General features: G+C 73.1%; 21 protein-coding genes. 6 read left to right on the top strand and 15 right to left on the bottom strand.

All coding sequences use genetic code 11. From position 1 onward, the window contains the following. Positions 1-3: 3 nt before the first annotated feature. From WD794_15215 to WD794_15190, 6 genes are all read right to left on the bottom strand, one after another. Entirely contained in the window at positions 4-1,968 is a 1,965-nt protein-coding gene (locus tag WD794_15215) for a 3-oxoacyl-[acyl-carrier-protein] synthase III C-terminal domain-containing protein (protein ID MEX2291661.1), read from the bottom strand. A gap of 49 nt (positions 1,969-2,017) precedes the next feature. Further along, the gene (locus WD794_15210) at positions 2,018-2,965 is read right to left on the bottom strand and encodes an NAD(P)-dependent oxidoreductase (protein MEX2291660.1); all 948 of its coding nucleotides are present in this window, start codon (positions 2,963-2,965) and stop codon (positions 2,018-2,020) included. Next, positions 2,962-4,359 carry an FGGY-family carbohydrate kinase gene (locus tag WD794_15205; protein MEX2291659.1) on the bottom strand — a complete coding sequence of 466 codons (1,398 nt, stop codon included), beginning with the start codon at positions 4,357-4,359 and terminating at the stop codon, positions 2,962-2,964. The genes WD794_15210 and WD794_15205 overlap by 4 nt, the downstream gene beginning before the upstream one ends. 1 nt (position 4,360) lies before the next feature. Beyond that, the gene (locus WD794_15200) at positions 4,361-5,011 is read right to left on the bottom strand and encodes a class II aldolase/adducin family protein (protein MEX2291658.1); all 651 of its coding nucleotides are present in this window, start codon (positions 5,009-5,011) and stop codon (positions 4,361-4,363) included. Continuing rightward, positions 5,008-6,087 carry an acyl-CoA dehydrogenase family protein gene (locus WD794_15195; GenBank protein ID MEX2291657.1) on the bottom strand — a complete coding sequence of 360 codons (1,080 nt, stop codon included), beginning with the start codon at positions 6,085-6,087 and terminating at the stop codon, positions 5,008-5,010. Before WD794_15195 ends, WD794_15200 begins: the two co-directional genes overlap by 4 nt. A gap of 99 nt (positions 6,088-6,186) precedes the next feature. Continuing rightward, positions 6,187-6,456 (bottom strand): acyl carrier protein, encoded by a 270-nt coding sequence (locus tag WD794_15190; protein ID MEX2291656.1) that lies wholly within the window; start codon positions 6,454-6,456, stop codon positions 6,187-6,189. Positions 6,457-6,559: 103 nt separating this feature from the next. Between WD794_15190 and WD794_15185 the strand changes: the two genes are divergently transcribed. The 3 genes from WD794_15185 to WD794_15175 are packed head-to-tail and all read left to right on the top strand — an operon-like array spanning position 6,560 to position 8,809. Beyond that, positions 6,560-6,817 carry a phosphopantetheine-binding protein gene (locus WD794_15185; protein ID MEX2291655.1) on the top strand — a complete coding sequence of 86 codons (258 nt, stop codon included), beginning with the start codon at positions 6,560-6,562 and terminating at the stop codon, positions 6,815-6,817. After that, positions 6,817-7,998: a beta-ketoacyl-ACP synthase II gene (locus WD794_15180; protein MEX2291654.1), complete on the top strand. Its 1,182-nt coding sequence runs from the start codon at positions 6,817-6,819 to the stop codon at positions 7,996-7,998. Before WD794_15185 ends, WD794_15180 begins: the two co-directional genes overlap by 1 nt. Before the next feature lie 28 nt (positions 7,999-8,026). Further along, positions 8,027-8,809 carry an inositol monophosphatase family protein gene (locus WD794_15175; GenBank protein MEX2291653.1) on the top strand — a complete coding sequence of 261 codons (783 nt, stop codon included), beginning with the start codon at positions 8,027-8,029 and terminating at the stop codon, positions 8,807-8,809. A 160-nt stretch (positions 8,810-8,969) separates the two neighbouring features. Here the strand turns inward: WD794_15175 and WD794_15170 are convergent, their stop codons facing one another. Further along, entirely contained in the window at positions 8,970-9,392 is a 423-nt protein-coding gene (locus tag WD794_15170) for a hypothetical protein (protein MEX2291652.1), read from the bottom strand. 213 nt (positions 9,393-9,605) lie between these two features. On the opposite strand from WD794_15170, the gene WD794_15165 reads away from it, so the two are divergent. Continuing rightward, positions 9,606-11,390: an acyl-CoA dehydrogenase gene (locus WD794_15165; GenBank protein ID MEX2291651.1), complete on the top strand. Its 1,785-nt coding sequence runs from the start codon at positions 9,606-9,608 to the stop codon at positions 11,388-11,390. On the opposite strand, the gene WD794_15160 is transcribed toward WD794_15165, so the two are convergent. From WD794_15160 to WD794_15125, 8 genes are all read right to left on the bottom strand, one after another. Beyond that, positions 11,327-12,085 carry a hypothetical protein gene (locus WD794_15160; protein MEX2291650.1) on the bottom strand — a complete coding sequence of 253 codons (759 nt, stop codon included), beginning with the start codon at positions 12,083-12,085 and terminating at the stop codon, positions 11,327-11,329. The genes WD794_15165 and WD794_15160 overlap by 64 nt on opposite strands. A 44-nt stretch (positions 12,086-12,129) precedes the next feature. Beyond that, positions 12,130-12,384 carry a hypothetical protein gene (locus WD794_15155; GenBank protein MEX2291649.1) on the bottom strand — a complete coding sequence of 85 codons (255 nt, stop codon included), beginning with the start codon at positions 12,382-12,384 and terminating at the stop codon, positions 12,130-12,132. 186 nt (positions 12,385-12,570) lie between these two features. Beyond that, positions 12,571-13,212, bottom strand: coding sequence for a peptide-methionine (S)-S-oxide reductase MsrA (msrA, locus tag WD794_15150; protein MEX2291648.1), 642 nt, complete (start codon positions 13,210-13,212; stop codon positions 12,571-12,573). Between the two features lie 153 nt (positions 13,213-13,365). Beyond that, positions 13,366-14,856, bottom strand: coding sequence for a potassium/proton antiporter (locus WD794_15145; protein MEX2291647.1), 1,491 nt, complete (start codon positions 14,854-14,856; stop codon positions 13,366-13,368). Positions 14,857-14,888: 32 nt separating this feature from the next. Beyond that, complete coding sequence (gene secD / locus WD794_15140) at positions 14,889-17,438, bottom strand: protein translocase subunit SecD (GenBank protein ID MEX2291646.1); 2,550 nt, start codon at positions 17,436-17,438, stop codon at positions 14,889-14,891. A 38-nt stretch (positions 17,439-17,476) separates the two neighbouring features. After that, on the bottom strand, positions 17,477-17,935 hold the full coding sequence (locus WD794_15135) for a hypothetical protein (protein ID MEX2291645.1): 459 nt from the start codon (positions 17,933-17,935) through the stop codon (positions 17,477-17,479). After that, a complete protein-coding gene (locus tag WD794_15130; GenBank protein ID MEX2291644.1) occupies positions 17,932-19,551 on the bottom strand; it encodes a peptide chain release factor 3 in 1,620 nt (539 codons plus the stop codon). The genes WD794_15135 and WD794_15130 overlap by 4 nt, the downstream gene beginning before the upstream one ends. A 203-nt stretch (positions 19,552-19,754) precedes the next feature. Further along, positions 19,755-20,048, bottom strand: a complete 294-nt coding sequence (locus WD794_15125) for a hypothetical protein (protein MEX2291643.1) — start codon at positions 20,046-20,048, stop codon at positions 19,755-19,757. Positions 20,049-20,122: 74 nt separating this feature from the next. Here WD794_15125 and WD794_15120 point away from each other — a divergent pair, with 74 nt between their 5' ends. Together WD794_15120 and WD794_15115 are read left to right on the top strand one after the other, a co-directional pair. Continuing rightward, positions 20,123-20,509: a PaaI family thioesterase gene (locus WD794_15120; protein MEX2291642.1), complete on the top strand. Its 387-nt coding sequence runs from the start codon at positions 20,123-20,125 to the stop codon at positions 20,507-20,509. A 45-nt stretch (positions 20,510-20,554) separates the two neighbouring features. Continuing rightward, positions 20,555-21,937: an ATP-binding protein gene (locus WD794_15115; GenBank protein MEX2291641.1), complete on the top strand. Its 1,383-nt coding sequence runs from the start codon at positions 20,555-20,557 to the stop codon at positions 21,935-21,937. The last annotated feature ends 21 nt before the right edge of the window (positions 21,938-21,958 follow it).

Below are 21,958 nucleotides of genomic sequence, written 5' to 3'. Positions count from 1 at the left end.
CGGTCAGTCCCCGAAAGCGATCCGGACGTCCTCCAGGCCGGTCGTCGTCGCCGAGCCGTCCTCGACCCCCGCACCGACAGCGCGGTGCTCGGCCGCGCTGGTGCGGCCGAGGGCGACGATCCGCGGGTCGATGCGCAGAACGGCGTAGCCGCCGACGGCTCCGGCGCCGAAGCCGGGTGCGAAGATCCGCAGGGGGCGGTCGATGACCCCCTCACGCACGGCGTCGTAGATCGCCAGCGGAATGCTGGCAGCCGACACGTTGCCGACGTCGGCGATGTTGAAGTACAGCCGGTCGGCGGCCAGTCCCGCGTTGTCGGCGAGCTTGCCGATCATCGTCTTGTTCGCCTGGTGCGGCACGACGAGGTCGATGCTGTCCAGCAGCGAGCCCGCGGGCCCGTCCGGATGGGGCAGCGCGCGCAGCTCGTCCATCATCTGCGCCAGGTAACGACCGGCCAGTGACTTCACCTCCGGTCCTTGCACCGTGAGGCTGTTGTCGAAAACGGGGTTGGGCCACAGGATCGAGTTCACCTCGCTCGCCGGCCCGCTGGCGTAGGTGTTGAGGTAGTCGACGTCGCCGTCCTCGCCCTCCGGCGCCGGGCCGACCACGAAGGCCGCCGCGCCGTCCCCGAAGATCATGCGCGAGGGTCGCACAGTGCCGATCTTGTCGGAGAACTTCTCCGCGCAGACCACCAGGACCGGGCGCTCGACCTCCTGCAACAGCCGGGTCGCCTCGGACAGGCCGTAGGGGAAGCCGGCGCACGCCGCGATCACGTCACAGGACGCATGCGTCTGCTGCATCCCGAGCTCGCCGGAGATCCAGGTGGCGACGGACGGGATCAGCCGGGTGCTGGTGCACGTGCAGAACAGCACCGCCCCGATCTCCTCGGGAGCCCGGCCGGCGTGGACGAGGGCCTGGCGCGAGGCCTCGAGCGAGATCTCCTCGAGCGACCGGGAGGTGTAGAGCCGCTGCTCGATCCCCGTCTTGTCCCGGATGTCGTCGGCGGTCATCGGCGACCAGGAGTAGGCGCTGTTGCGGATGAGGTCGTCGTTGGTGCAGACCTGCTCGCCCTTGACGACGGCCAGCGACTCCAGCCGCGGCTGGACGGCGAAGCGCGCCCGCACCTCGAGTGCCGGGTAGGGGCGCACCGGCGGCCTGGCCTCCGGCGCACTGCGAGGCACCGGGGTCACCCGCTCGGCGCGGCGAGCCGTCTGGAGGAAGCGGGCCACCTCGCGGTCCCGTGGGTGGAAGAGCACCACGACGTCGTCGTCGCGCAGCGCCCCGACCTCGACCAGCTCGGTCTGCGAGAGATCCCAGGGCTGGTCGTCGTGCAGCACCATCGCCCACCGGTGCAACGCCTCCAGCTCGGCGACCTCCTCGCCGCAGTCGATGATCGCCTGCAGCCCGAACCTGGGGTGGTCGGGGTCGTACGTCGGCAGCCGCCAGGTCTGGTTCCTCGGGTCCGCGAGCGCCTCCGCGACCGTCGGCTTGCCGGCGGGCATCTCCGTGGCGTGGTGGCGGCGGTGCCGGAAGACCCCGAACAGCAGGGTGAAGATGCGGTCCTCGGCGTCGGCGTCCCACGCCGGCGGGAGCGCGGCGTAGGCCTGCTCCACGGCGGCGACCTTGGCGTCGCCGTCCTGCCAGGCCCGGAACGTCGGCAGATAGACGTCGTCGCGGTGCCGCGGCACGTCACGCCAGCGGGTCGGCCGCTTGTCGTACATCGTGAGCGCGTAGCGGTAGGCCCAGAACAGGTTCAGCGCCATGTCGCGCATCAGTGCGTGCCGGTCGGCGTACCGCCCGCGCTGGATGCGTTCCAGGATGTCGGTGCCGGTGGGCGCCTTGCTCTCGAAGTCCCGCCGGATCACCCGGCTCAGCTGCTCCTCGTCCTGGATCACGGAGAAGTCCAGCTGCGGGAGGAAGTTCGAGGGAAAGACGACCCGCCCACGCGCGTTGAGGACGAACGGCTGCATCTGTGATCCTCCTGCGCGTCTGCGCTGGTCTCCGGCCCCGCCGGGCAGCCTAGACCGCCCGGTGCACCAGCGGTTCGCCGCGGTGCCAGCGCTCCACATCGCCGCAGATCATGTCCGTGTGGTGGCGCACGACGTCCAGGGCGGCTCCGGCCAGATGCGGCGTCAGCAGCAGGTTCGGCGCAGTCAGCAGCGGGGAGTCACGCGGCAGCGGCTCGCTCGCGAAGACGTCCAGCGCCGCGCCGCCCAGGCGACCCTGCTCGAGTGCCGCGACCAGGGCTTGTTCGTCCACGATGCCGCCGCCCGCCGTGTTCACCAGCAGCGCACCCGGTCGCAGCAGGCCGATCCTGCGCGCGTCCAACAGCCGCTCGGTCTGCGGGGAGCGCGGGCAGTGCAGCGACACGATGTCGCAGGCGCGCAGCAGGTCGTCGAGCGGAATCGAGCCCCGGACGACCGGATCGGTGAACAGCACGCGCATGCCGAAGCCGTCTCGGGCGCGCTGCGCCACGCGCTGCCCGACGGCACCGTGGCCCACCAGCCCCAGCACCAGTCCGGCCAGCTCCCGGCCCCGGAAGTGCAGGTACGGCAGCTCGCCGCCGACGTGCCAGCCCTCGCTGCGCAGGTGCTGCTCGGCGGCGCTGATCCGGCGGCTGAGCGACAGCAGCAGACCGAGGACGAAGTCCGCCACCGAGTCGGCGTTGCGCGCCGGCGTGAACACCACCGGGATGCCGCGCGCGGCGCACGCGGCCAGGTCGACGTTGACCGGACCGCCGCGGGCGGTCGCCACGAGCCGGACCGCCGGCAGCGCCTCCAGCACGTACTCGTCGACCGCCTCGATCTCGGTGACGAGCAGCTGTGTGCCCACGGCCGCCGCCACGTAGGCGTCCCGGTCGAGCGCCTGCCGGGTCGTCCCCCAGCCGGCCCGCACGACGTCGTAACCAAGGGCCGTCAGCCGCTGCGCACCCTCGTCCATCAGCTCGGCGGTCACCAGCGCCCTCATGAGCCGCCGTCCGGAAGGGCGGCTCGCAGCGCGGCATGCGTGGCGCACCACCGGTCGTACTGCTCGTCCCACGACGAGCTGTCCCCGGCAGCGCACACCGACTCCGGCAGGGCCGGCGGGTGCGTGTGCGCCCCGACCGCCCGAGCGACCAGCAGGGCACCGGCGGCGGCGGCACCCGACGCGCCCCGCGCGTGGTGCACGTCGCGTCCGAGCACCTCGGCGAGCAGGGTCGGGAGGCGTCCGTCGGCCGCCGCGCCACCGCAGACCACCACCGCAGCGGCCGGCCCGCCGAGCGCCCGCTCGAGGTCCTCCACGTTGCCCCGCACCGCGAAGGCGTGCGCCTCCAGCAGTGCGGCCTGCACGTCGCCGGCGCTGGTGTCCGGCCGCAGTCCCAGCAGCGACACCGGCGGCTTGTGCTCCCACGTCTCCTGCGACCAGTAGGGCGCGGCAGTGACCGCCGTCAAGCCGTGCCCCCGGCGGGGGCCGTCGCCGGGAGCGAGCGCCGCCCACCAGCCGGAGAACGTCCCGGGATAACCGGCATTGCCCTCCACCGCCCACAGGTCGGGCGCGGCGTGCGTCGACACCCACGGCCGGCCGAGCGGGTCGCGGACGGGAGCGGCCGTCGCGGCCTGCACGGGCGTGGACGAGCCCGCGACGACGGTGAGCACGCCGTCACCGAGGCCGCCGACGCCCATCGCGGCCAGCTGCGTGTCGCCGCAGCCCGCGACGACCGGCAGCGTCGCCGGCAGCCCCCACCCCGCGCGCAGCTCGCCGACGACCGTGCCGGACTCGACCACGGGGGCCAGCAGCGACGCCCCGATGCCGGTGTCCTCCAGCAGGTCGAGTGCCCAGGTGCGCGCCGGGACGTCGGCCATCGCTCCCGCGCAGGCGTACGAGATCTCGGTCGCGTGGACGCCGGTCATCCGGGCGACCAGCCAGTCGTGCAGGAACAGCACCCGGGTCGTCGCGGCCCAGCGGCCGGGCTCCTGCTCGCGGACCGCGAGCAGCTTGGGCAGGGTCAGCTCGGGCGCCGGCCAGTGGCCGGTCAGCTCGTGCGTCCCGGTGAGCACGCCGGCGTACGGGCCGCCGCGCCGGTCGCTGTTGAGCACGCCGTTGCCGAGCACCTCGCCGGCCCGGTCCAGCAGCACGAAACCCTGGCGCAGCGTCGAGACCGTCACGCCGAGCCAGTCGCCGGCCGGCGCGGCCGCGACGGTGGCGCCGAGCGCGCCCCGGCAGGCCTCCTCCCAGACCGCCGGCTCGAACTCGACGCGGTACGGCGCCGGCCGGACGGACGGGAGGGTGCGCACCGCCTCGGCGTGCACCCCGCCCTCGAGGTCGGCGACCCACGCCTTGACGGAGGAGCCGCCGACGTCGAGCCCGGCGACCAGTTGCACGTCAGTGACCCGCCCGGGCGGCGGCTTCGCCGGCCCGGATCGTCTCGAGGTAGGAGGGCGGGCAGGCCGTCGTGGTGTCGCCGAGCTGAAGCATCGTCAGCGTCGCACGGGCCGCCTCCTCGAGGTTGCTGGCCCGCTTCCACGCCAGCTCGACGGTGTCAGCGACGACGGAGCAGCCGTGGTGGCCCAGGATCACGCAGTTGCAGCCGTCGGCCACGGCCTGCGCCCCCGCCTCGGCCAGCTCCGGTGTGCCGCTCTGGAGAAAGGGCGTCGACCGGACCTCGCGCACGTAGTAGGCGTGGTCGATCGTGAGCAGCCGGACCGGATGGCCGAGGGCGTCCAGCAGCACCGAGATCTGCGGGTGCAGGTGGACCAGCGCGTTGGCGTCCGGGCGGACCCGGTAGGTCGCGAGGTGCAGCGGCACCTCGCTGCTGGGCACGGGGTGGCCGTCGCGCACCCGGCCGTCGGCGATCCCCACCAGTGAGAACTGCTCCGGCGTCAGCTCGTCCAGCGCGCTGCCCGAGCAGGTGATCAGGCACTCGTCGGCGCCCGGGACGCGGGCCGACAGGTTCCCGCCGGAGCCGATGACCAGTCCGGCGGAGACGGCCTTGCGGCCGACCGCGATCAGCTGCCCGACCAGGTCCGGCGTCACGCTCCGAGCTCCCGGAGCAGCTGCAGCGTCGCCTCGCGGATCGGCGCGGTCTGCGCCTGCACCAGCTGGAAGACGGCCTCACGCATCAGCCGCTGCGGAGCGGCGTCCAGCGCCATGGCCGAGCCGCCGGTCGCCGCGACCAGCGCGGTCGTGGTGCGGACGGCGAGCTCGAGCGAGACGGCGCGTACGCCCAGCCGGTCCTCGATCCGCTCCTGTACCGGGACGTCGTCGATCAGCGTGTACGCCACCCGGCGCAGCCGCTCGCCCTCACGCCCCAGCTGCTGCGCCAGCGCCGCGGCGGTGCCGTCGTCGCGGCGCGAGGCCGTCCCGGCCAGCCGCCGCACCGCCTCGCGCTGCAGGCCGAAGGTGTGCGGGCTCGCGTTGGCGGTCTTGGCGGCATCCACCGCCAGCCAGTCCACGGCCGGCAGCACGGTCGCGACGTCGGCATCGGCCACCGGGAAGCCGGACAGCTCGAGGGTGACCGTGCCGGTGGCCGACATCGCGGCGAGCTGCATCGGCGCCGAGGCGGTGAGGCCGGCACCCTCGCACGCGGGCACCATGGCCAGGACCGCCTCGCCGTCGGCCGAGACGCCGGCGAGCAGGAAGACGTCGCAGATCCCCCAGCTGGTCATCCACCCGACGTGGCCGTCGAAGCGCCAGCCGCCGTCGGTGCGGGTCGCGGTGACGGCCGCCGGTCCGGGCCGGCGCAGGTGCGCCACCGCCACCCCGGACAGCAGCCGGCCGGTGCACAGCCCGCGCAGCAGCCGCTGCTTCAGCGCGTCGTTCGTGGACGCCGCGACGGTGCCGAGCGGCATGGCGTGCTGGGTGGCGACGAACCAGGTCGCGCCGCACGCGCCGGCCAGCAGCTCGGTCACCTCGCGCCCCACCTGCGCCGGCGCGCCGCCGCCGCCGTACGCCGGGGGTCCGGCCAGGCCGAGCAGGCCGGCGCTGCCCCAGGCATCGAGGTGCGAACGCGGGACGACGGTGCGATCGACCTGCTCGGCCTGGGGGCGCAGCAGCGAGTCGGCGAGGGAGCGGGCCAGCTCCACCGCCCGGACGGGGGTCACGGTGGTCACCCGGGCAAGCCTAGGTTCCGGCCGACCCACGCGCCGAACGAGCAGGCAGCCGGCAGCGTCGGGTCGGCGGGTCCGGTCGGGTCAGCGGGTCGGGTCGGGTCAGCGGGTCGGGTCGGCGGGTGAGCCGGAGCTGGTCCTGGCCGCGATGAGGTCGACGAAGGCCCCGATCGTCCTCAGCCCGCTCAACTCCTCCTCGGGCAGTTCTATCCCGAGGGTGTCCTCGAGTTCCATCGTGAACTCCACCAGGGACAGCGAGTCGACCTGCAGGTCCTCGACGAAGGATTTGTCCTCCTGCACCTGGTCGGCCTCGACCTCGAGCAGCTCGACCGCCTTGTCCCGCAGGACCTGCAACACCTCGGAGCGCTCCATGGAGGCGCAACGTAGCCGAGCAGGCCCCCGCAGCGGTCCGGCGGGCGATCCGGGCGGGTCCGCATCTAGGCTCTGCTGTCGTGAAGGCGATCGTGCAGGCCTCGTGAGCACGCCCGACGACGTGTCGGCCCGGCTGCTGACGCTGTCGGCCGAGCAGCTCTCGGTCCCGCCGGCGGAGTTGCGGCCCGACGCGGTGCTCACCGACGACCTGGGCGTCGACAGCCTCGGCGCCATCGAGTGGGGCATGACGATCGAGGACGCCTTCGGCATCTCGCTGCCCGAGGACGCCTGGGAGTACGTCCGGACCTACGGCATGGTCGACGAACTGGTGCGCCGACTCGGTACGAAACGACAGGCCTGATGCGGGCCACACCCGCGCCGCGGCGCGTGGTCGTCACCGGTCTCGGCGTCCTCTCCCCCGGCGGCACCGGCCTCGAGGCGTTCTGGAAGGGGCTGGCGACGCCGCCCGCCGACCGTCGGGAGCGGACGGTCGAGGACTTCGACCCGGCACCGTGGCTGTCCGCCAAGCAGGCCCGGCACCTCGACCGCTTCACCCAGCTCGCGGTGGTCGCGGCGCAGCTCGCCCTCGACGACTGCGGCGGTGTGCCGGACGTCCCCGCCCCGCGGGTCGGGGTGCAGCTGGGCACCGGCATCGGCGGGGTCGGCACGCTCGAGACGCAGGTCGGGGTGCTGGCCGCACGCGGGCCCGGCCGCGTCTCGCCCTTCACCATCCCGATGGTCATGCCCAACGCCGGCGCCGCCGCGGTGTCCCTGCGGTACGGCTTCCAGGGGCCGTCGGAGACGCTCACGACGGCGTGTGCCGCGGGCACCCACTCTGTCGCGGCGGGCGCCCGGATGGTGGCCGACGGCCGGTGCGACGTGGTGCTCGCGGGTGGCGCGGAATCCTCCATGACACCGACGACGGTGGCGGCCTTCACCGTCATGACCGCGCTGTCCAGGACCGGTTTGTCCCGGCCGTTCGACACCGGCCGGGACGGCTTCTGCATCGCCGAGGGCGCCGCCGTTCTCGTGCTCGAGGAGCGTGCGGCAGCGCTCGCCCGGGGCGCCCGGGTCTACGGCGAGGTGCTGGGCGCCGCCTCCACCTGCGACGCCCACCACATCACCGCCCCCTCCCCCGGCGGGGCCGGGGCCGCGGCCTGCATGCGCCTGGCACTCGAGGACGCCGAGCTCCAGCCCGGCGACATCCGCGCCGTCAACGCCCACGGCACCTCCACGCCGCTGAACGACGCCGCAGAGGCCGCGGCCGTCCGCACCGTCTTCGGCGCGGGCGCCGTCCCGGTGTCGAGCATCAAGGGCGTCACCGGCCACGGTCTGGGTGCCGCGGGGGCGCTCGAGGCGGCCAGCGTGCTGTTGTCGTTCGTGCACCGCGAACTGCCGCCCACGATGGGCACCACCACCGTCGACCCGGAGCTCGAGCTCGACGTCGTGCTCGAGCCGCGGGCCTGGCAGCCCGGGCCCACGATCAGCAACTCCTTCGGCTTCGGCGGTCACAACGGCTCGCTGGTGCTGGGCCCCGCATGAGCCGTGGCCGGTCGCCGTCCCCCCGCTCATGAGCAGCCTCGCCGCCGACCTGGCGCTGGCCCACGAGCTGGCCGATGCCGCCGACGCCATCACCGTCGCGCGCTTCGGCGCGCTCGACCTGGCCGTACGGTCCAAGCCGGATCTGACACCGGTCAGCGACGCCGACGTCGCCGTCGAGCAGGTGCTGCGCGCGCGGCTGGCCGCCAGCCGGCCCGGTGACGCGGTGCTCGGCGAGGAGGACGGCGAGACGGGCACCGGGCCGCGGCGATGGGTGGTCGACCCGATCGACGGCACCAAGAACTTCGTCCGGGGTGTCCCGGTGTGGGCGTCGCTGATCGCCCTGCAGGAGGACGGTGTGGTCACCGCCGGGGTGGTCAGCGCACCGGCCCTCGGCCGGCGCTGGTGGGCCGCCCGCGGCCTGGGCGCCTTCGCCGGCGGGTCACTGGCGCAGGCCCGGCCGCTGCGGGTCAGCGCCGTCAGCGCGCTCGCCGACGCCTCCCTGTCGTACTCCTCACTGACCGGCTGGGAGCAGCAGGGGCGGCTGCCCGGCCTGCTGCAGCTGTCGCGCGCCGCGTGGCGGACCCGGGCGTACGGCGACTTCTGGTCGCACGTGATGGTCGCCGAGGGCGCCGTCGACGCCTCCTTCGAGCCGGAGGTCTCGCTGTGGGACCTGGCACCGTTGCAGGTGCTGGTCGAGGAGGCCGGCGGCCGCTTCACCGACCTGTCGGGGATCGCCCGGCCGGACGGCGGGAGCGTCGTCTGCAGCAACGGGCCGCTGCACGACGACGTGCTCGCCGCACTGGCCGGCTGAGTCCGCAGGGGGCGCTCGGACCCCTGTCGCCGCACTCGGAGCAAGATCTTCGGAACATCCACAGCACCCTGGCCCTGTGGATGTTCCGATGATCTTGGTGCCTCGCCGCATCGGTCCGACCAGCAACCTCCAGGACAGCGGCGGAGGGAGCTCGCGCAGGTCAGGCGGTGCTGGCGGCCTGCTCGCGCAGGTCGACGACGGTCGCCGCGCGGGTAGCGGGGGTAGCGGTCGCCGCGCGGGTGTCGGGGGTAGCGGTCGCCGCGACGGCGACGGCGTCGGCCCGACCGGCCGCGAAGGCCCACACCAGCTCCTCACGCAGCGCGGCGAGGTCGGCCCGCAGGGCGACCACCTCGTCCCGGGCCGAGGCCAGCGCCAGCTCGGCGCGGGCGGCCCGCAGCTCCGCGCTCTGCGCGGCCTCGCTGGCCGTCACGGCCCGGGCCAGCGCGGCGTCCGCGCTGGCGGCGGCCGCGTCCGCAACGGACCGAAGTCGCGCGAACTCGGCCTCACGGCGGCTGGGCCGTCGCCGGCGCGGCAGCAATCGTGAGAGCAGCCCGGACCGCCGTCGGTGTCGTCCTCGCGCCATGGGACGAAGGTAGGGACCCGGCGCCCCGAGTGGGGCTCGCCACGCCGAAATAGGACGTATCACTGACGCCGCCCCCCTCCGGCACCACCACATCCGGGCCCGCTCGCAGGACCAGCCGATCCGCTCGCAGGACCAACCGGCCCGCTCGCAGGACCAGCCGGTGCCCAGCGAGGACGGCGTCTCGCTGCGCGGGCACACCCTAGGCTCGGCGTCATGCCGAGCCTGCTGCTGAACCGCCGCGACCTCGACTTCCTGCTCTACGAGTGGCTGGACGTGCTGAGCCTCACGAGCCGACCGCGGCACGCGGAGCACTCGAGGGAGACCTTCGACGACGTCCTGGCTCTGGCGGAGCGGGTCGCCACCGAGCACTTCGCGCCGCACAACCGGGCCAGCGACACCCACGAGCCGACGTTCGACGGCGAGCGGGTCACCCTCATCCCCGAGATTGCCGAGGCGCTGAGGGTCTTCGCCGAGGCCGGCCTGCTCGGTGGCACGCTGGACGAGGACCTCGGCGGGCTGCAGCTGCCGACGGTCATGGGCAACGCGGTCTTCGCGTGGTTCCAGGCGGCCAACGTCGGGACGAGCGCCTACCCGTTCCTGACCATCGCCAACGCCAACCTGCTGCTGGCCCACGGCTCGCCGGAGCAGGTCGACACCTACGTGAGACCGATGGTCGAGGGCCGCTACTTCGGGACGATGTGCCTGTCCGAGCCGCAGGCCGGGTCGTCGCTGTCCGACGTCACGACCCGGGCGGAGCCGCAGGACGACGGCAGCTACCGGCTGTTCGGCAACAAGATGTGGATCAGTGCCGGCGACCACGAACTGACCGAGAACATCGTCCATCTGGTGCTCGCGAAGATCCCCGGCGGACCGGCCGGGGTGAAAGGCATCAGCCTGTTCGTCGTGCCGAAGGTCCTCGTCGAGACGGGCGAGCGCAACGACGTCGTCCTGGCCGGCCTGAACCACAAGATGGGCTTCCGCGGCACGGTCAACACGCTGCTCAACTTCGGCGAGGGCAGGCACACGCCGGGCGGCCGCCCCGGCGCGGTCGGCTTCCTGGTCGGTGAGCCCCACCAGGGACTGAAGTACATGTTCCGCATGATGAACGAGGCGCGCGTCGGCGTCGGCCTCGGCGCCACCGCCCTCGGCTACACCGGCTACCTGCACGCGCTGGACTACGCGAAGGGCCGCCTGCAGGGCCGCCCGGTCAGCGCCAAGGACCCCGCCGGCCCGCAGGTCCCGATCATCGCGCACGCCGACGTGAAGCGGATGCTGCTGGCGCAGAAGTCGTACGTGGAAGGCGCTCTGGCGCTGAACTTCTACTGCGGCCGGCTGCTCGACGAGCACGCCACCGGGGACAGCGGGCAGGACCGCACCGACGCCCTGCTGCTGCTCGACGTGCTGACCCCCATCGCCAAGAGCTGGCCGTCGCAGTGGTGCCTGGAGGCCAACAGCCTGGCCATCCAGGTGCACGGCGGCTACGGCTACACCCGCGAGTACCCGGTCGAGCAGTTCTACCGGGACAACCGCCTGAACCCCATCCACGAGGGCACCCACGGCGTCCAGGGCCTGGACCTGCTCGGCCGCAAGATGGTGATGCAGGACGGGGCGGGACTGCAGCTGCTCAGCAGGACTGTCGCCGCGACGATCGACCGGGCGACCTCGGCGGGCGGCGAGCTGGCCGATCTCGGCGCACAGCTGCGCGAGTCGTGTGAACGCATCGGCAAGACCACGACAGCGATTTGGAGCGCCGGCGACCTGGAGGTCTCGCTCGCCAATGCCAGCCTCTACCTCGAAGCGGTCGGTCACGTGGTGCTCGCCTGGATCTGGCTCGAGCAGCTGCTGGCGGCCGACGGCAGGACCGGCGACTTCTACGAGGGCAAGCGACAGGCCGGCCGGTACTTCTTCCGCTGGGAGCTGCCGCGCACAGCGGCTCAGTTCGCGTTGCTGGAGACCTTGGACACGACCTCGCTGGACACCGAGGTCTCCTGGTTCTGACGGGCCCGCCGCCGGCGGTCGTAGGCCGCCAGCGCCCGCGGCGTGAGGTACAGCGCGGCCGCGTCGAAGAAGGCGTAGCCGCCGGCGATGCCGCTCGGGGGGTTGCCGATGGAGATGAGCCCGGTGAAGTCCTGCGGCTGCCACGCCCAGCTCCCCAGTGACGTGCCGACGATCTCCAGGTAGCTGACGATGAGGAAGGCCGCGGCGTACAGCAGCGGGCTCTTGCCCTTCCACGCGAACAGCAGCAGGCAGCCGAACCAGAAGGCGCCGAGCACGTCCGGGCGGTTCGAGAGCGTCACGCCCCACAGCGCCCAGCAGCCCCCGAGCACCAGCGTCGTGACGACGAACGGCCGGGCGTTGCGGTGTGCCCATGCGCTGCGCCCGAGCGCGAAGGCCGCCAGGTAGATGAGCCCGTGACCGGGCGGCACGAAGGCCGGGACGTTCTCGAGCCGGTAGACGTACACGCCGAGCCAGTCGGCGAAGACGTACTCGATGATCGTGGCGTAGACGACGACCACGGCGACCTGCACCCGCGTCGCCCGGTCCTCCCCCCGCAACGCGCGCAGGAGCAGCAACCAGGTGCCGAGCCCGAGCAGCCGCTGCTGCGCGAGCGAGGCGCCGGTATCCAGCCAGAGCACCACAAGCACCCACACCGCGACGCCGCCGACGAGCACGGCGTTCCGGGTCAGCGGCACCTGATCAGGGTGCCATCTCGCGGGGGCGGCCCCGGGACCGGGCGCTACTCCCCGACGGCGTCGGGCGTCGCGCCGTCACCGAACGGATGCACCAGCGCCACGCCGGCCGCCCAGCGCAGATCGGCCAGCTGCCGCTCCTCGATTAGCTCGGCACCCGGGACGTGGACGGCGTCGAGGTCCTCCATCGGCACGGAGTACGGGTTGGTCATGCCGGAAGTGTGCACCGGGGCCCGACGCACGTCGAGCCCGTGCCGGTCGCTCAGCCAGCCGGTGCGATCACGGGTACCCAGCTCATTCACGGGGGACCCAGCTGATCCACGGGGTACCCGGCTGATCCACGGGGAGTTTGAGGTGGATGGGCGCGTCGGATCCACCTCGAACTTCGCGTGGATCACCAGTGCGTGGATCACCAGCGGGGTGCGTGGATCACCAGCGGGGTGCGTGGATCACCAGCGGGTGCGTGGATCAGCAGCGGGGATGCGGCGTCAGGCCTGCACGCCGGTGGAGCCCTGCCGGTCGTACGCCACCTGGCAGAAGCCGTGGTTGCAGTAGCCGCCGGGGTTCTTGTGCAGGTACTGCTGGTGGTAGGCCTCGGCGTAGTACCAGGGGCCGGCCTCGGCGAACGGCCGGACCTCGGTCGTGATGGCGCCGTGACCGGCGACGGTGAGCGCGGCCTGGTAGCGCTCGACCGAGACCCGGACCGCGATCAGCTGCTCGTCGGTCGTCGGATAGAGCGCCGTGCGGTACTGCGTGCCGTGGTCGTTGCCCTGGCCGCCCCGCTGGGTCGGGTCGTGGTTCTCCCAGAACGCCTTCAGCAGCGTCTCGACGTCCACCTTCCTGGGGTCGTAGACGACCTGGACCGCCTCGGTGTGGCCGGTGCGTCCGGTGCAGGTCTGTTCGTACGTGGGGTTGGGCGTGTGGCCGCCCGTGTAGCCGGCAGCGGTGCTCAGCACCCCGGGAATCTGCCAGAAGATGCGCTCGGCCCCCCAGAAGCAGCCCATGGCGAGGTAAAGCACCTCGGCGCCGGCCGGCCACGGGCCGGTCATCGCCGTGCCCAGCACCTCGTGCCGGGCCGGGACGGCGACCGGCGTCGGGCTCCCGGGCAGCGCGGTCTCGGCGGTCGGCATCTCGGGGGTCTTGCGCAGGCTCCACACGGGCGGGCTCCAGACGGTCGCAGGGTCTGCCCCGTCCAACCGGCGGACAGGCGGCGGCGTTCCCTCAGCGCCGCGTTCCCTCAGCGCCGCGTTCCCTCAGCGCCGCGTTCCCCCAGCGGCGTTCCCTCAGCGGCCGGTCTCGCCGTTCCAGCGGGCCAGCTTGCCTCCCCGGGTGACCGCGCGGAGCCGGGCTTCTGTCTCCGCCCGCACGGCGCTGGGCGTCACGACGAGTACTGCGTCACCGCGCACGAAGTGCGTATAGGCGTCGGGCACCAGGCTCTTGCCGTCCCGCACGATCAACGTCACGTGCGCGTCCCGCGGTAGCCGCAGCTCCTCCACGTAGACGCCGTGCAGTCGCGAACCCGGCCCGATCTGCAGCTGGAGCAGGTCGGCGTTCAGCTGCTCCAGCGGGGCGGACTCGACCTCGAGGTCACGGGCGTGCAGCGGCTCGATCAGACGCAGCCAGCGCCCGACGACGGGCAGCGTCGGCGCCTGCGCCAGCGTGAGCAGAACGACGAGCACGAACACGACGTCCAGCACGTCCTCGGCCCCCGGCACGTCCTGGGTCACCGGGATGGTGGTGAGCACGATGGGGACCGCCCCACGCAGGCCCGCCCAGGACACGAAGACCTGCTCGCGCCACGGCACCCGGAACGGCACCAGCGACAGCAGCACGGCCACCGGCCGCGCCAGGAGCACGGCCACGGCCGCGACCAGCAGCGCCGGCCCGACGGCGTCCGGTAGTCGATCGGGGGAGGCGAGCAGCCCCAGCAGCACGTACAAGCCGGCCTCGGCCATGAGCGCGAGGGACCCGGCGAAGCCGAAGACGGCCCGGCGGTGCGGGAGCTGGCTGCTGCCGAGGACCAGCCCCGACAGGTAGGCGGCCATGAAGCCGCTGGCGTGCAGCTGCGTCCCGGCCGAGTAGGCGAGCAGCACGATCGCGACCGCGGCCAGCGGGTAGAGGCCGGCTGCCGGCAGGGCGACCCGGCTGAGCAGCTCGCGCCCCAGCCAGCCGACGAGCAGCCCCACGGCTGCACCGACGACGAGCTGGAAGACGACCTCCGCCGCGCCGCCCAGCAGCGTCGTCGACTGCCACGCGTCGGAGGAGGCCAGCACGACCAGCACGGCGACCGGCGCGTCGTTGAGCCCCGACTCCGCCTCGAGCGTGGCGCCGACCCGCTTGTTCAGCGGCAGCCGGCGCAGCACCGAGAAGACCGCCGAGGCGTCCGTGGAGCCGATGACCGCCCCCAGGATGATCGCCGTCCGCCAGTCCAGGCCCAGCAGGAGGTGCGCGCCTGTCGCCACGACGCCGACGGAGACGGCCACCCCCACCACGGCCAGCGCCAGAGCGTGGGGCAGCACCGGCCGCATCACCCGCCAGCGGGTCGTCAACCCACCCTCGGCGAGGATGATCGCCAGCGCGATCAGGCCCAGGTCGGCCGTCAGGCCGTAGTCGGAGAACTCGATCCCGAGCCCGGCCTCCCCCACCAGCAGCCCGATCCCCAGGTAGACGAGCAGGACCGGCAGCCCGGTGCGGTGCGACAGACGTACCGCGACGACGCTGACCAGCAGCAGGACGCACGACACGAGAAGGACGAGGTTGGCGTTGTCGTCCACCTCGCCCTCCTCGTCCTCCTCGTCGGTACGGCTTAGACGACCCCGCCCTCTCGTCTGACGCCCATCGGCCGGGGCGCGGGCCGCTTGGCCGGCCGCGGCCGGGACGAGGCGCTGCCCGTCCTGCGCTTGGGCATCGGCGGCGGCGCGCTGTTCCTCTGCTCGAGCAGGAGCAGCAGCGGCGCGGCGGTGAAGGCCGACGAGTAGGTGCCGACGATCAAGCCGATCAGCAGCGCCAGGGCGAAGTCGGTCAGCGACCGGCCGCCGAGGAAGGTGAGCGCACCGAGGATGAACATCGCGCCCAGGCCGGTGTTGACGGTGCGGGGCGCGGTGGACAGGACGGCGGTGTTCACGACGCCCGCCAGGGGCCGGGTGCGGTTGTTCGCCCAGGTCTCGCGGATGCGGTCCATCGTGACGATCGAGTCGTTCACCGACACACCGATGATGGTCAGCGCCGCGGCCAGGAAGATGCCGTCGATCGGCTTGCCGAGCCAGGCGAAGATGCCGAGCACGATCAGCACGTCGTGGAACATCGCGAGCACCGCCGCCGAGGCGAAGGTCCACCGGAAGCGGATCGCCAGGTAGCCCAGCTGCATCACCAGGGCGATGACCAGGGCGATGATCGCCTTCTTGCGGAGCTCGCTGCCGAGCGTCGGGCCGATGAGGTCGTCGGCGTTGATGCTCGCGTCGCCGCCCACCTCGGCCAGTGAGGCCCGGATCCGCTCGACCTCGTCGTCGTCGATGTTGGCCGTGCGGACGGAGATGTTCTCGCCGTTGCTCTGCTGCACGACCGCCGTCGGGAAGCCGGCCTCCTCCACGGCGCTGCGCGCGTCGCCGACGGAGACCGGCTGCGACGTGGCGAACTCCACGACCCGGCCGCCGGTGAACTCGACACCGAAGTTGAAACCGCGCAGGAACATGCCGCTGATCGCCAGCAGCAGTGCCAGTGCCGAGATCATCAGCCAGCGCCGGCGGAACTGCATGAGGTCGGGCTTGCGCCGCTCGAGGTACTCGCGGAAGCGGCCGAGCGTGGCCAGGCCGCTGATGCGCGGCCGCTTGTGCACCAGACCGCGCTTCACGGCGAACTCGGTGAGCACCCGCGTCACGAGCAGCGCCGACACGATCGAGGCGAGTACACCGATGGTCAGCGTGACACCGAAGCCGCGCACCGGACCGGCCGCGAACAGGAACAGCAGCGCCGCCGCGATGAGGGTGGTGATGTTGGAGTCGGCGATCGCCGTGAAGGCCTTGGAGAAGCCGTTGTCCAGTGACGGCAGCAGCCGCTTGTGCCGGGAGGCGGCGAACTCCTCACGGGTGCGTTCGAAGACCAGCACGTTGGCGTCGATGGCCAGACCTGCGGACAGCAGCAGACCACCGAGCCCGGGCAGCGTCAGCGTCGCCCCGATCGCGACCAGTACGCCGTAGGAGATCAGGCCGTACGACGCCAGCGCGACCGCCGCGAGCAGGCCCACCACCCGGTAGACCACCATCAGGAAGATCGCGGTCATGGACAGGCCGATGATGCCGGCCTTCACGCTGGCGTCGATCGCCTCCTGGCCCAGCGACGGCCCGACCGTGCTGCGGGAGATGATCTCGACCCGCACGGGCAGCGCGCCGCCCTTGATGAGGACGGCCAGCTGCTGGGCCTCGTCCCGGGTGAAGTTGCCGGTGATCTGGGTCGAGCCGCCCTGGATGCCGATGTTGCACTGCACGTCCGGGGCGACCTGCGGCGAGGAGATGGCCTGGCCGTCCAGCACGATCGCGACCCGGCGCTTCGGGTCGAGCGGCTGGTTGCACGCGGCGGCGCCGGTGAGCGCCTCCCACTTGCGGCCACCCTCGCCCTGGAAGTCGACCGAGACGAAGCGCTGGGTGCCGGTCGTCGGGTCGGTCCCGGCGGCGGCATCGCCGACGTCGTCACCGGTGAGGGCGGCCGGGCCGATGAGAATCGGCTGCCCGCTCTCGTCCAGGATGCTGTTCTGCTGGCTGGTGTCCAGCTCCTGCGGGTCGGTCTGCGGCTCGGCCGGTGCCGGCGAGGCCGACGCGGTGGGTGCCGGGCTGGCCTGGGTCTGCGTGGTGAGGGCCGGCGGCAGTGCCCGGCCGTTGCTGGTGGCCGACGGCGCGGCGCTGGCGCCGGCGGTGGCCTCTGCTGTCGGGCTGGCCGGCGTGAACTCCGGCGCCTCGTCCTCCGGCTCCAGCTCCTCCGGCTGCAGGCCGACGACGTTGGCCGGGTCGCCGGGGCCGAGGACCGGGTGGAAGGTGAGCTGGGCGGTCTGCCCGATGGCGTCGGCCGCCTCTGCGGCGTTCTGGACGCCGGGCAGCTCGACGATGATGCGGTTGGTGCCGGACCGGGCAAGCGTCGGCTCCGCGACGCCGAGGGCGTCGACCCGGCGGCGCAGGACCTCGAGCGTCCGGTCGGTCGCCTCGGCGTCCGCCTCGGTGGTCGGCGAGTCCTTGGTCTCGAGCACGATCTGGGTCCCACCGCGCAGGTCCAGGCCGAGGCGGGGGTCCTTGGTGACGGCGAAGAAGCCCGTCACGCCGAGGATGAGCAGCGCGAGCAGCGCGCGCAGGACGGGCGGTCGTGTCACAGGGATCTCCGGAAAAGGGGGTGGAACGGGCAGGACGCTCAGGTGCCTGCCGCTACCGGCGGCGCACGACCGCTTGCACCCCGCAGCACCGACCGGACGGCCGGAGACGTCGGCGGACGCGCTCCCGGCCCAGCCGGCAGGAGCGGGGCCACGAGCGGCGAGGAGCCGGGGCCGGCCACGCTCTGGGTGCTCCCAGCCGGCACGGCCAGCACCCTGGACAGCCGCAGGGCAACGGCCCGCTCGCCCGGCCGCGACCCGGCGAGGGCGGGGCGTTCCGCGACGGACCGGGCGGGGGCAGGGGCGTGCGTCGTTGTACCTCCCACGGCCGCGCCGGAGCCGGCCCCGGCGGCCATGAGCCGGGGTGTGAGCTGCACGCCGCCGTGCCCCAGCAGGGCCACGGCGGCCGTGACCACCAGCAGGCGCCGCAGCGCCTGCACGGCGGTGGCGCGGCGGGCAGCGACGGCGAGCCCCGTGACGGCGACCGTGGCCCCGCTCACGAGCTGGCCGCGACGAGCGGTTCGAGCACGACCTCGGGGTGGTCCCCCAGGACGCGTTGCAGCCGCCAGTTGCCGGCGAACAGCGCCAGCAGCTGACCGTCGCTGCTGCGCTCGAGCACCTCCACACCGCTCTCGCGGTCCAGCACCTTGGCCCACGTGCGGTCGGTGCGGCGCGCGATCGAGTATTCGAGTCGGTCCAGGCGTACGGGCGCGGAGAACTCGCCGGCCATCCGGTGCTCCGCCACCTCGAACTGCATGGGCCCGACCGCGGCGAGCACCGGCGCCTGGTCGCCGCGCAGGTCCGAGCGCAGCACCTGCACCGTCCCCTCCTGCTCGAGCTGCTCGATGCCCCGCCGGAACTGCTTGTAGCGACCGGAGTCGACGGCCCGGGCGACGACGAAGTGCTCCGGCGCGAAGCTCGGGATCGGCGGGAAGACCACCGGCTCCTCGACGTAGAGGCTGTCACCGACCCGCAGCGCGCTGGCGTTCACCAGGCCGACGACGTCGCCCGGGAAGGCCTCGTCGACGGTCTCGCGGTCCCGCCCGAACACCTGCTGGGCGTACTTCGTGGCGAACGGCTTGCCGGTCGCGGCGTGGGTGACGACGGTCCCCCGCTCGAAGACGCCCGAGCACACCCGGACGTACGCCAGCCGGTCCCGGTGGGCGCTGTCCATGCCGGCCTGGATCTTGAAGACGAAGGCGCTGAACGGCTTGTCCAGCGGGCGCGGCTGTCCCGCCACGTCCGGTCGCGGGCCGGGCGGCGGCGCGAGCTCGAGCAGCGTGTCGAGCAGCTGGTGGACGCCGAAGTTGAGGACGGCCGAGCCGAACAGCACCGGCGTGGTGACGCCGTCGAGGAAGGTCGACTGCTCGTGCACCTGCCCCATCTCGGTGAGCAGCTCGCTCTCCTCGACAGCGGTGTGCCAGTCCACCGGCTCCTGCTCCTGGGCCACAGCGGCCGGCAGCCGCTCCTCCGGGGCGATGGTGGCGCCGCCGGCTGTGCGGGTGAAGCGGAGAAAGTCGCCGCTGGCACGCTCCAGGACGCCCTTGAAGTCCCCGGCGATGCCGACCGGCCAGGTCAGCGGCGTGGGCTCGAGACCGGTGCGGTCGCGGATCTCGTCCATCAGCTGGAGCGCCTCGAGCCCCGGCCGGTCCCACTTGTTCACCACGGTGATGATCGGGATGCCCCGGTGCTTGCAGACGTCGAAGAGCTTCATCGTCTGCGGCTCGAGCCCCTTCGCCGCATCGAGCAGCATCACCGCGCAGTCGACGGCGGCCAGCACCCGGTAGGTGTCCTCGGAGAAGTCCGCGTGACCGGGGGTGTCCAGCAGGTTGATCACCGCGTCGCCGTAGGAGAACTGCAGCGCCGCCGAGCTGATCGAGATGCCGCGGGCCTTCTCCATGTCCATCCAGTCGGACACCGTGCTCTTGCGGCCGGCCTTGCCGTGGATCGCGCCCGCCTCCTGGATCACCCGGGCGTGCAGGGCGAGCGCCTCGGTCAGCGTCGACTTGCCGGCGTCAGGGTGGCTGATGACCGCGAACGTGCGCCGACGGGCGGCCTCACCGGTCGCCGTCCCCGGTGCGCTGACGGCGTCGACGGAGCGGTCCGCGACGGTCATGGAAGCGAGTCTACGGCTGCGCCCGCTCCACGAAGAGGCGACGACGGTGGGTACCGCGGGGTGCACAGGGCATGTCCCGACTCACCGGCGCGCGCGGCGCGCCCTGACGAAGGAGATCACATGTACATCGGTGGAGGCGTCGTCACGCTGATCATCATCGTCCTGCTGCTCATCCTCATCTTCTAGGAAGGCTCCACGGCGGCTCAGGGTCGGGTATCGACCTCACCGTCCGGCTTGCCGGGTGCGGCCAGGGCGGTCCATGCGCCGGGGCTGCTGATCGAGGAGTCGCTGCCCTCGCTCTTCTCGCCGGCATGGACGCCGTCCCTGGGGCTTGCACCCTGCGCCGTCCGGACACCCGGTCCGGCGCTGCTGTCGGCGTGACCCGGCGCGGGGACCGGCGCGACGGGAGCGGCCGGGTCCTGCGCCGGCTGGACAGGAGCGGCGGCACCGTCGGTGCGGGCGTGCTGTACGGGGGTCTGCTGAGCGTCGGGAGACATGCCACAGACGTGCCCGCCCCGGCCGACGGGCACACCGGCTGCGCCGCGTCGCGGCGTCCTCGTAGGGTCCGGCCATGACGGACGACGTGCACGCCGGGTTCAACACGCTGCTCGGGCTGGAGATCACGGCGGTCAGCGGCGACGAGGTCGTCGCCTCCCTCGAGGTCCGCCCCGAGCTGCTCCAGCCGTACGGCCTGCTGCACGGCGGTGTCCTGTGCTCCGTGGTCGAGACGGTGGGGAGCGTGGCGGGGGCGGTCTGGTTCGGCGACCGCGGCAAGGTGGTGGGGACGAGCAACCACACCAACTTCCTCCGGGCGGTACGCGAGGGGCGGCTGACGGCCATCGCGACGCCCATCCACCGCGGCCGGACCCAGCAGCTCTGGACGGTGGACGTCCGGGACGAGCAGGATCGGCTGGTGGCCAAGGGCGAGTTGCGGCTCGCCAACCTGCCGGAGGAATAGCCCCGGCTGTCGTGGGTAGGACGATTCGGACGTGACGGAGCAAGAGTGAGCAGCGAGCCCGAGCCGGGCGCGTTGCAGCCTGCGCAGGAGCTGCGGCTGCCTTCCGTGGCACAGAGCGTGCGGCTCGCGCGGCAGTTCGTCCGTGACCTGCTCACTGCCGCCGACCATGAGCGCTGGGTCGATGCCGCCGAGCTGGCGCTCTCCGAGATCGTGACCAACGGCGTGCTGCACGCGCACACCGAGCTGACGGTCCGGGTGCGGCTGCGCGAGGACGAGGTCGAGGTCGAGGTGCAGGACGGCAGCCCGACGCTGCCGGTCCAACGCCGCACGCACCAGGCCGAGGCCACGACCGGCCGGGGGCTCGAGCTGGTGAGCGCCCTCACCCGGAACTGCGGCGTGCGGCCGGGGCCGGCCGGCAAGGTCGTCTGGTTCACCGTCGGCGACGATGAGCCGGCAGACGAGACGTCGGAGCAGGACCTGCTGATCGCTTGGGACCTCGAAGGAGTCTGGATCCCCGAACCGGCCTCGGCCACCGGGCAGGCTCCAGCCGTGCAGGAGGTCGAGCTGAGGGGGATGCCGACGGCGCTGTGGACGGCCGCGCGAGAGCACCACCAGACGCTGCTCCGCGAGCTGATCCTCTACCTGGCCGAGCACGACGACGCTGCCTCGCCCCGGCTGGACATGGCGTTGGTGGACCAGGCCCGTCACACGATCTGGAACGAGCTGCTCGCCCACCGCGAGCACAGCACCGGCACCGCCGGTCGGTCGCTGCCGGACGGCCGCACCGGTCCGCTGCCAGAGGTCCTGCCGCCGGTCGACCTGCGGATGTCCCTGCCGGTCGGCTGCTCGACCGCCTACAGCGCGATGCAGGAGGCCCTGGACCTCGGCGAGCGGCTGGCGGTGGCCGGCCTGCTCCTGGCCCGCCCGGGCCTGCCCGAAATCGTCGCGGTCCGGAACTGGGCCCTCGATCAGATCGTGGCCCAGCTCGGGGGGGCCTCGGTGACCCCGTGGCCGGGCACGGCACAGCCGCGGTTCACCGACCTGGTGCACGACCGCGCCGACCCGGAACCTCCGGACTGGGACGCCTCGCAGGTCACCGGCTCCCCACGGGGGGTGGTCGCCGCCGACGACGCCAACCGGATCATCGCGATCAGCGAGTCGCTGGCCCGTACAGCCGGCTGGTCACCCCAGGACCTCGTCGGCAGGCGGCTCGTCGCGCTGGTCCCACCCCGGCTCCGCGAAGCCCACGTCGCCGGCTTCAGCCGGCACCTGAGCACCGGGGAGTCGCACATCCTCGGGATCGACCTCGAGCTGCCGGTGCTGCACCGGAACGGCTCCGAGGTGTCGTGCCGCTTCCTCATCGAGCAGGCCGAGGTGGGTCGAGGCCGCCCGGTCTACCTGGCCTGGATCGAGCCACTCGACGGCTGATGGGTCCAGGCGACGTGGGAC

The sequence above is a fragment of the Mycobacteriales bacterium genome (assembly GCA_040902655.1).
In the GTDB taxonomy this organism is placed as follows: Bacteria; Actinomycetota; Actinomycetes; order Mycobacteriales; family SCTD01; genus SCTD01.
Note: the sequence above shows the minus strand (reverse complement) of the source record. Positions and strands in the feature narration are given on the sequence as shown.

Excerpts from the sequence above, each read along its gene's own strand:
- WD794_15215 (MEX2291661.1), bottom strand. The coding sequence starts at position 1,968 with ATGCAGCCGTTCGTCCTCAACGCGCGTGGGCGGGTCGTCTTTCCCTCG.
- WD794_15210 (MEX2291660.1), bottom strand. The coding sequence starts at position 2,965 with ATGAGGGCGCTGGTGACCGCCGAGCTGATGGACGAGGGTGCGCAGCGG.
- WD794_15190 (MEX2291656.1), bottom strand. The coding sequence starts at position 6,456 with ATGGAGCGCTCCGAGGTGTTGCAGGTCCTGCGGGACAAGGCGGTCGAG.
- WD794_15180 (MEX2291654.1), top strand. The coding sequence starts at position 6,817 with ATGCGGGCCACACCCGCGCCGCGGCGCGTGGTCGTCACCGGTCTCGGC.
- WD794_15175 (MEX2291653.1), top strand. The coding sequence starts at position 8,027 with ATGAGCAGCCTCGCCGCCGACCTGGCGCTGGCCCACGAGCTGGCCGAT.
- WD794_15170 (MEX2291652.1), bottom strand. The coding sequence starts at position 9,392 with ATGGCGCGAGGACGACACCGACGGCGGTCCGGGCTGCTCTCACGATTG.
- WD794_15165 (MEX2291651.1), top strand. The coding sequence starts at position 9,606 with ATGCCGAGCCTGCTGCTGAACCGCCGCGACCTCGACTTCCTGCTCTAC.
- msrA (MEX2291648.1), bottom strand. The coding sequence starts at position 13,212 with ATGCCGACCGCCGAGACCGCGCTGCCCGGGAGCCCGACGCCGGTCGCC.
- WD794_15130 (MEX2291644.1), bottom strand. The coding sequence starts at position 19,551 with ATGACCGTCGCGGACCGCTCCGTCGACGCCGTCAGCGCACCGGGGACG.
- WD794_15125 (MEX2291643.1), bottom strand. The coding sequence starts at position 20,048 with ATGTCTCCCGACGCTCAGCAGACCCCCGTACAGCACGCCCGCACCGAC.
- WD794_15120 (MEX2291642.1), top strand. The coding sequence starts at position 20,123 with ATGACGGACGACGTGCACGCCGGGTTCAACACGCTGCTCGGGCTGGAG.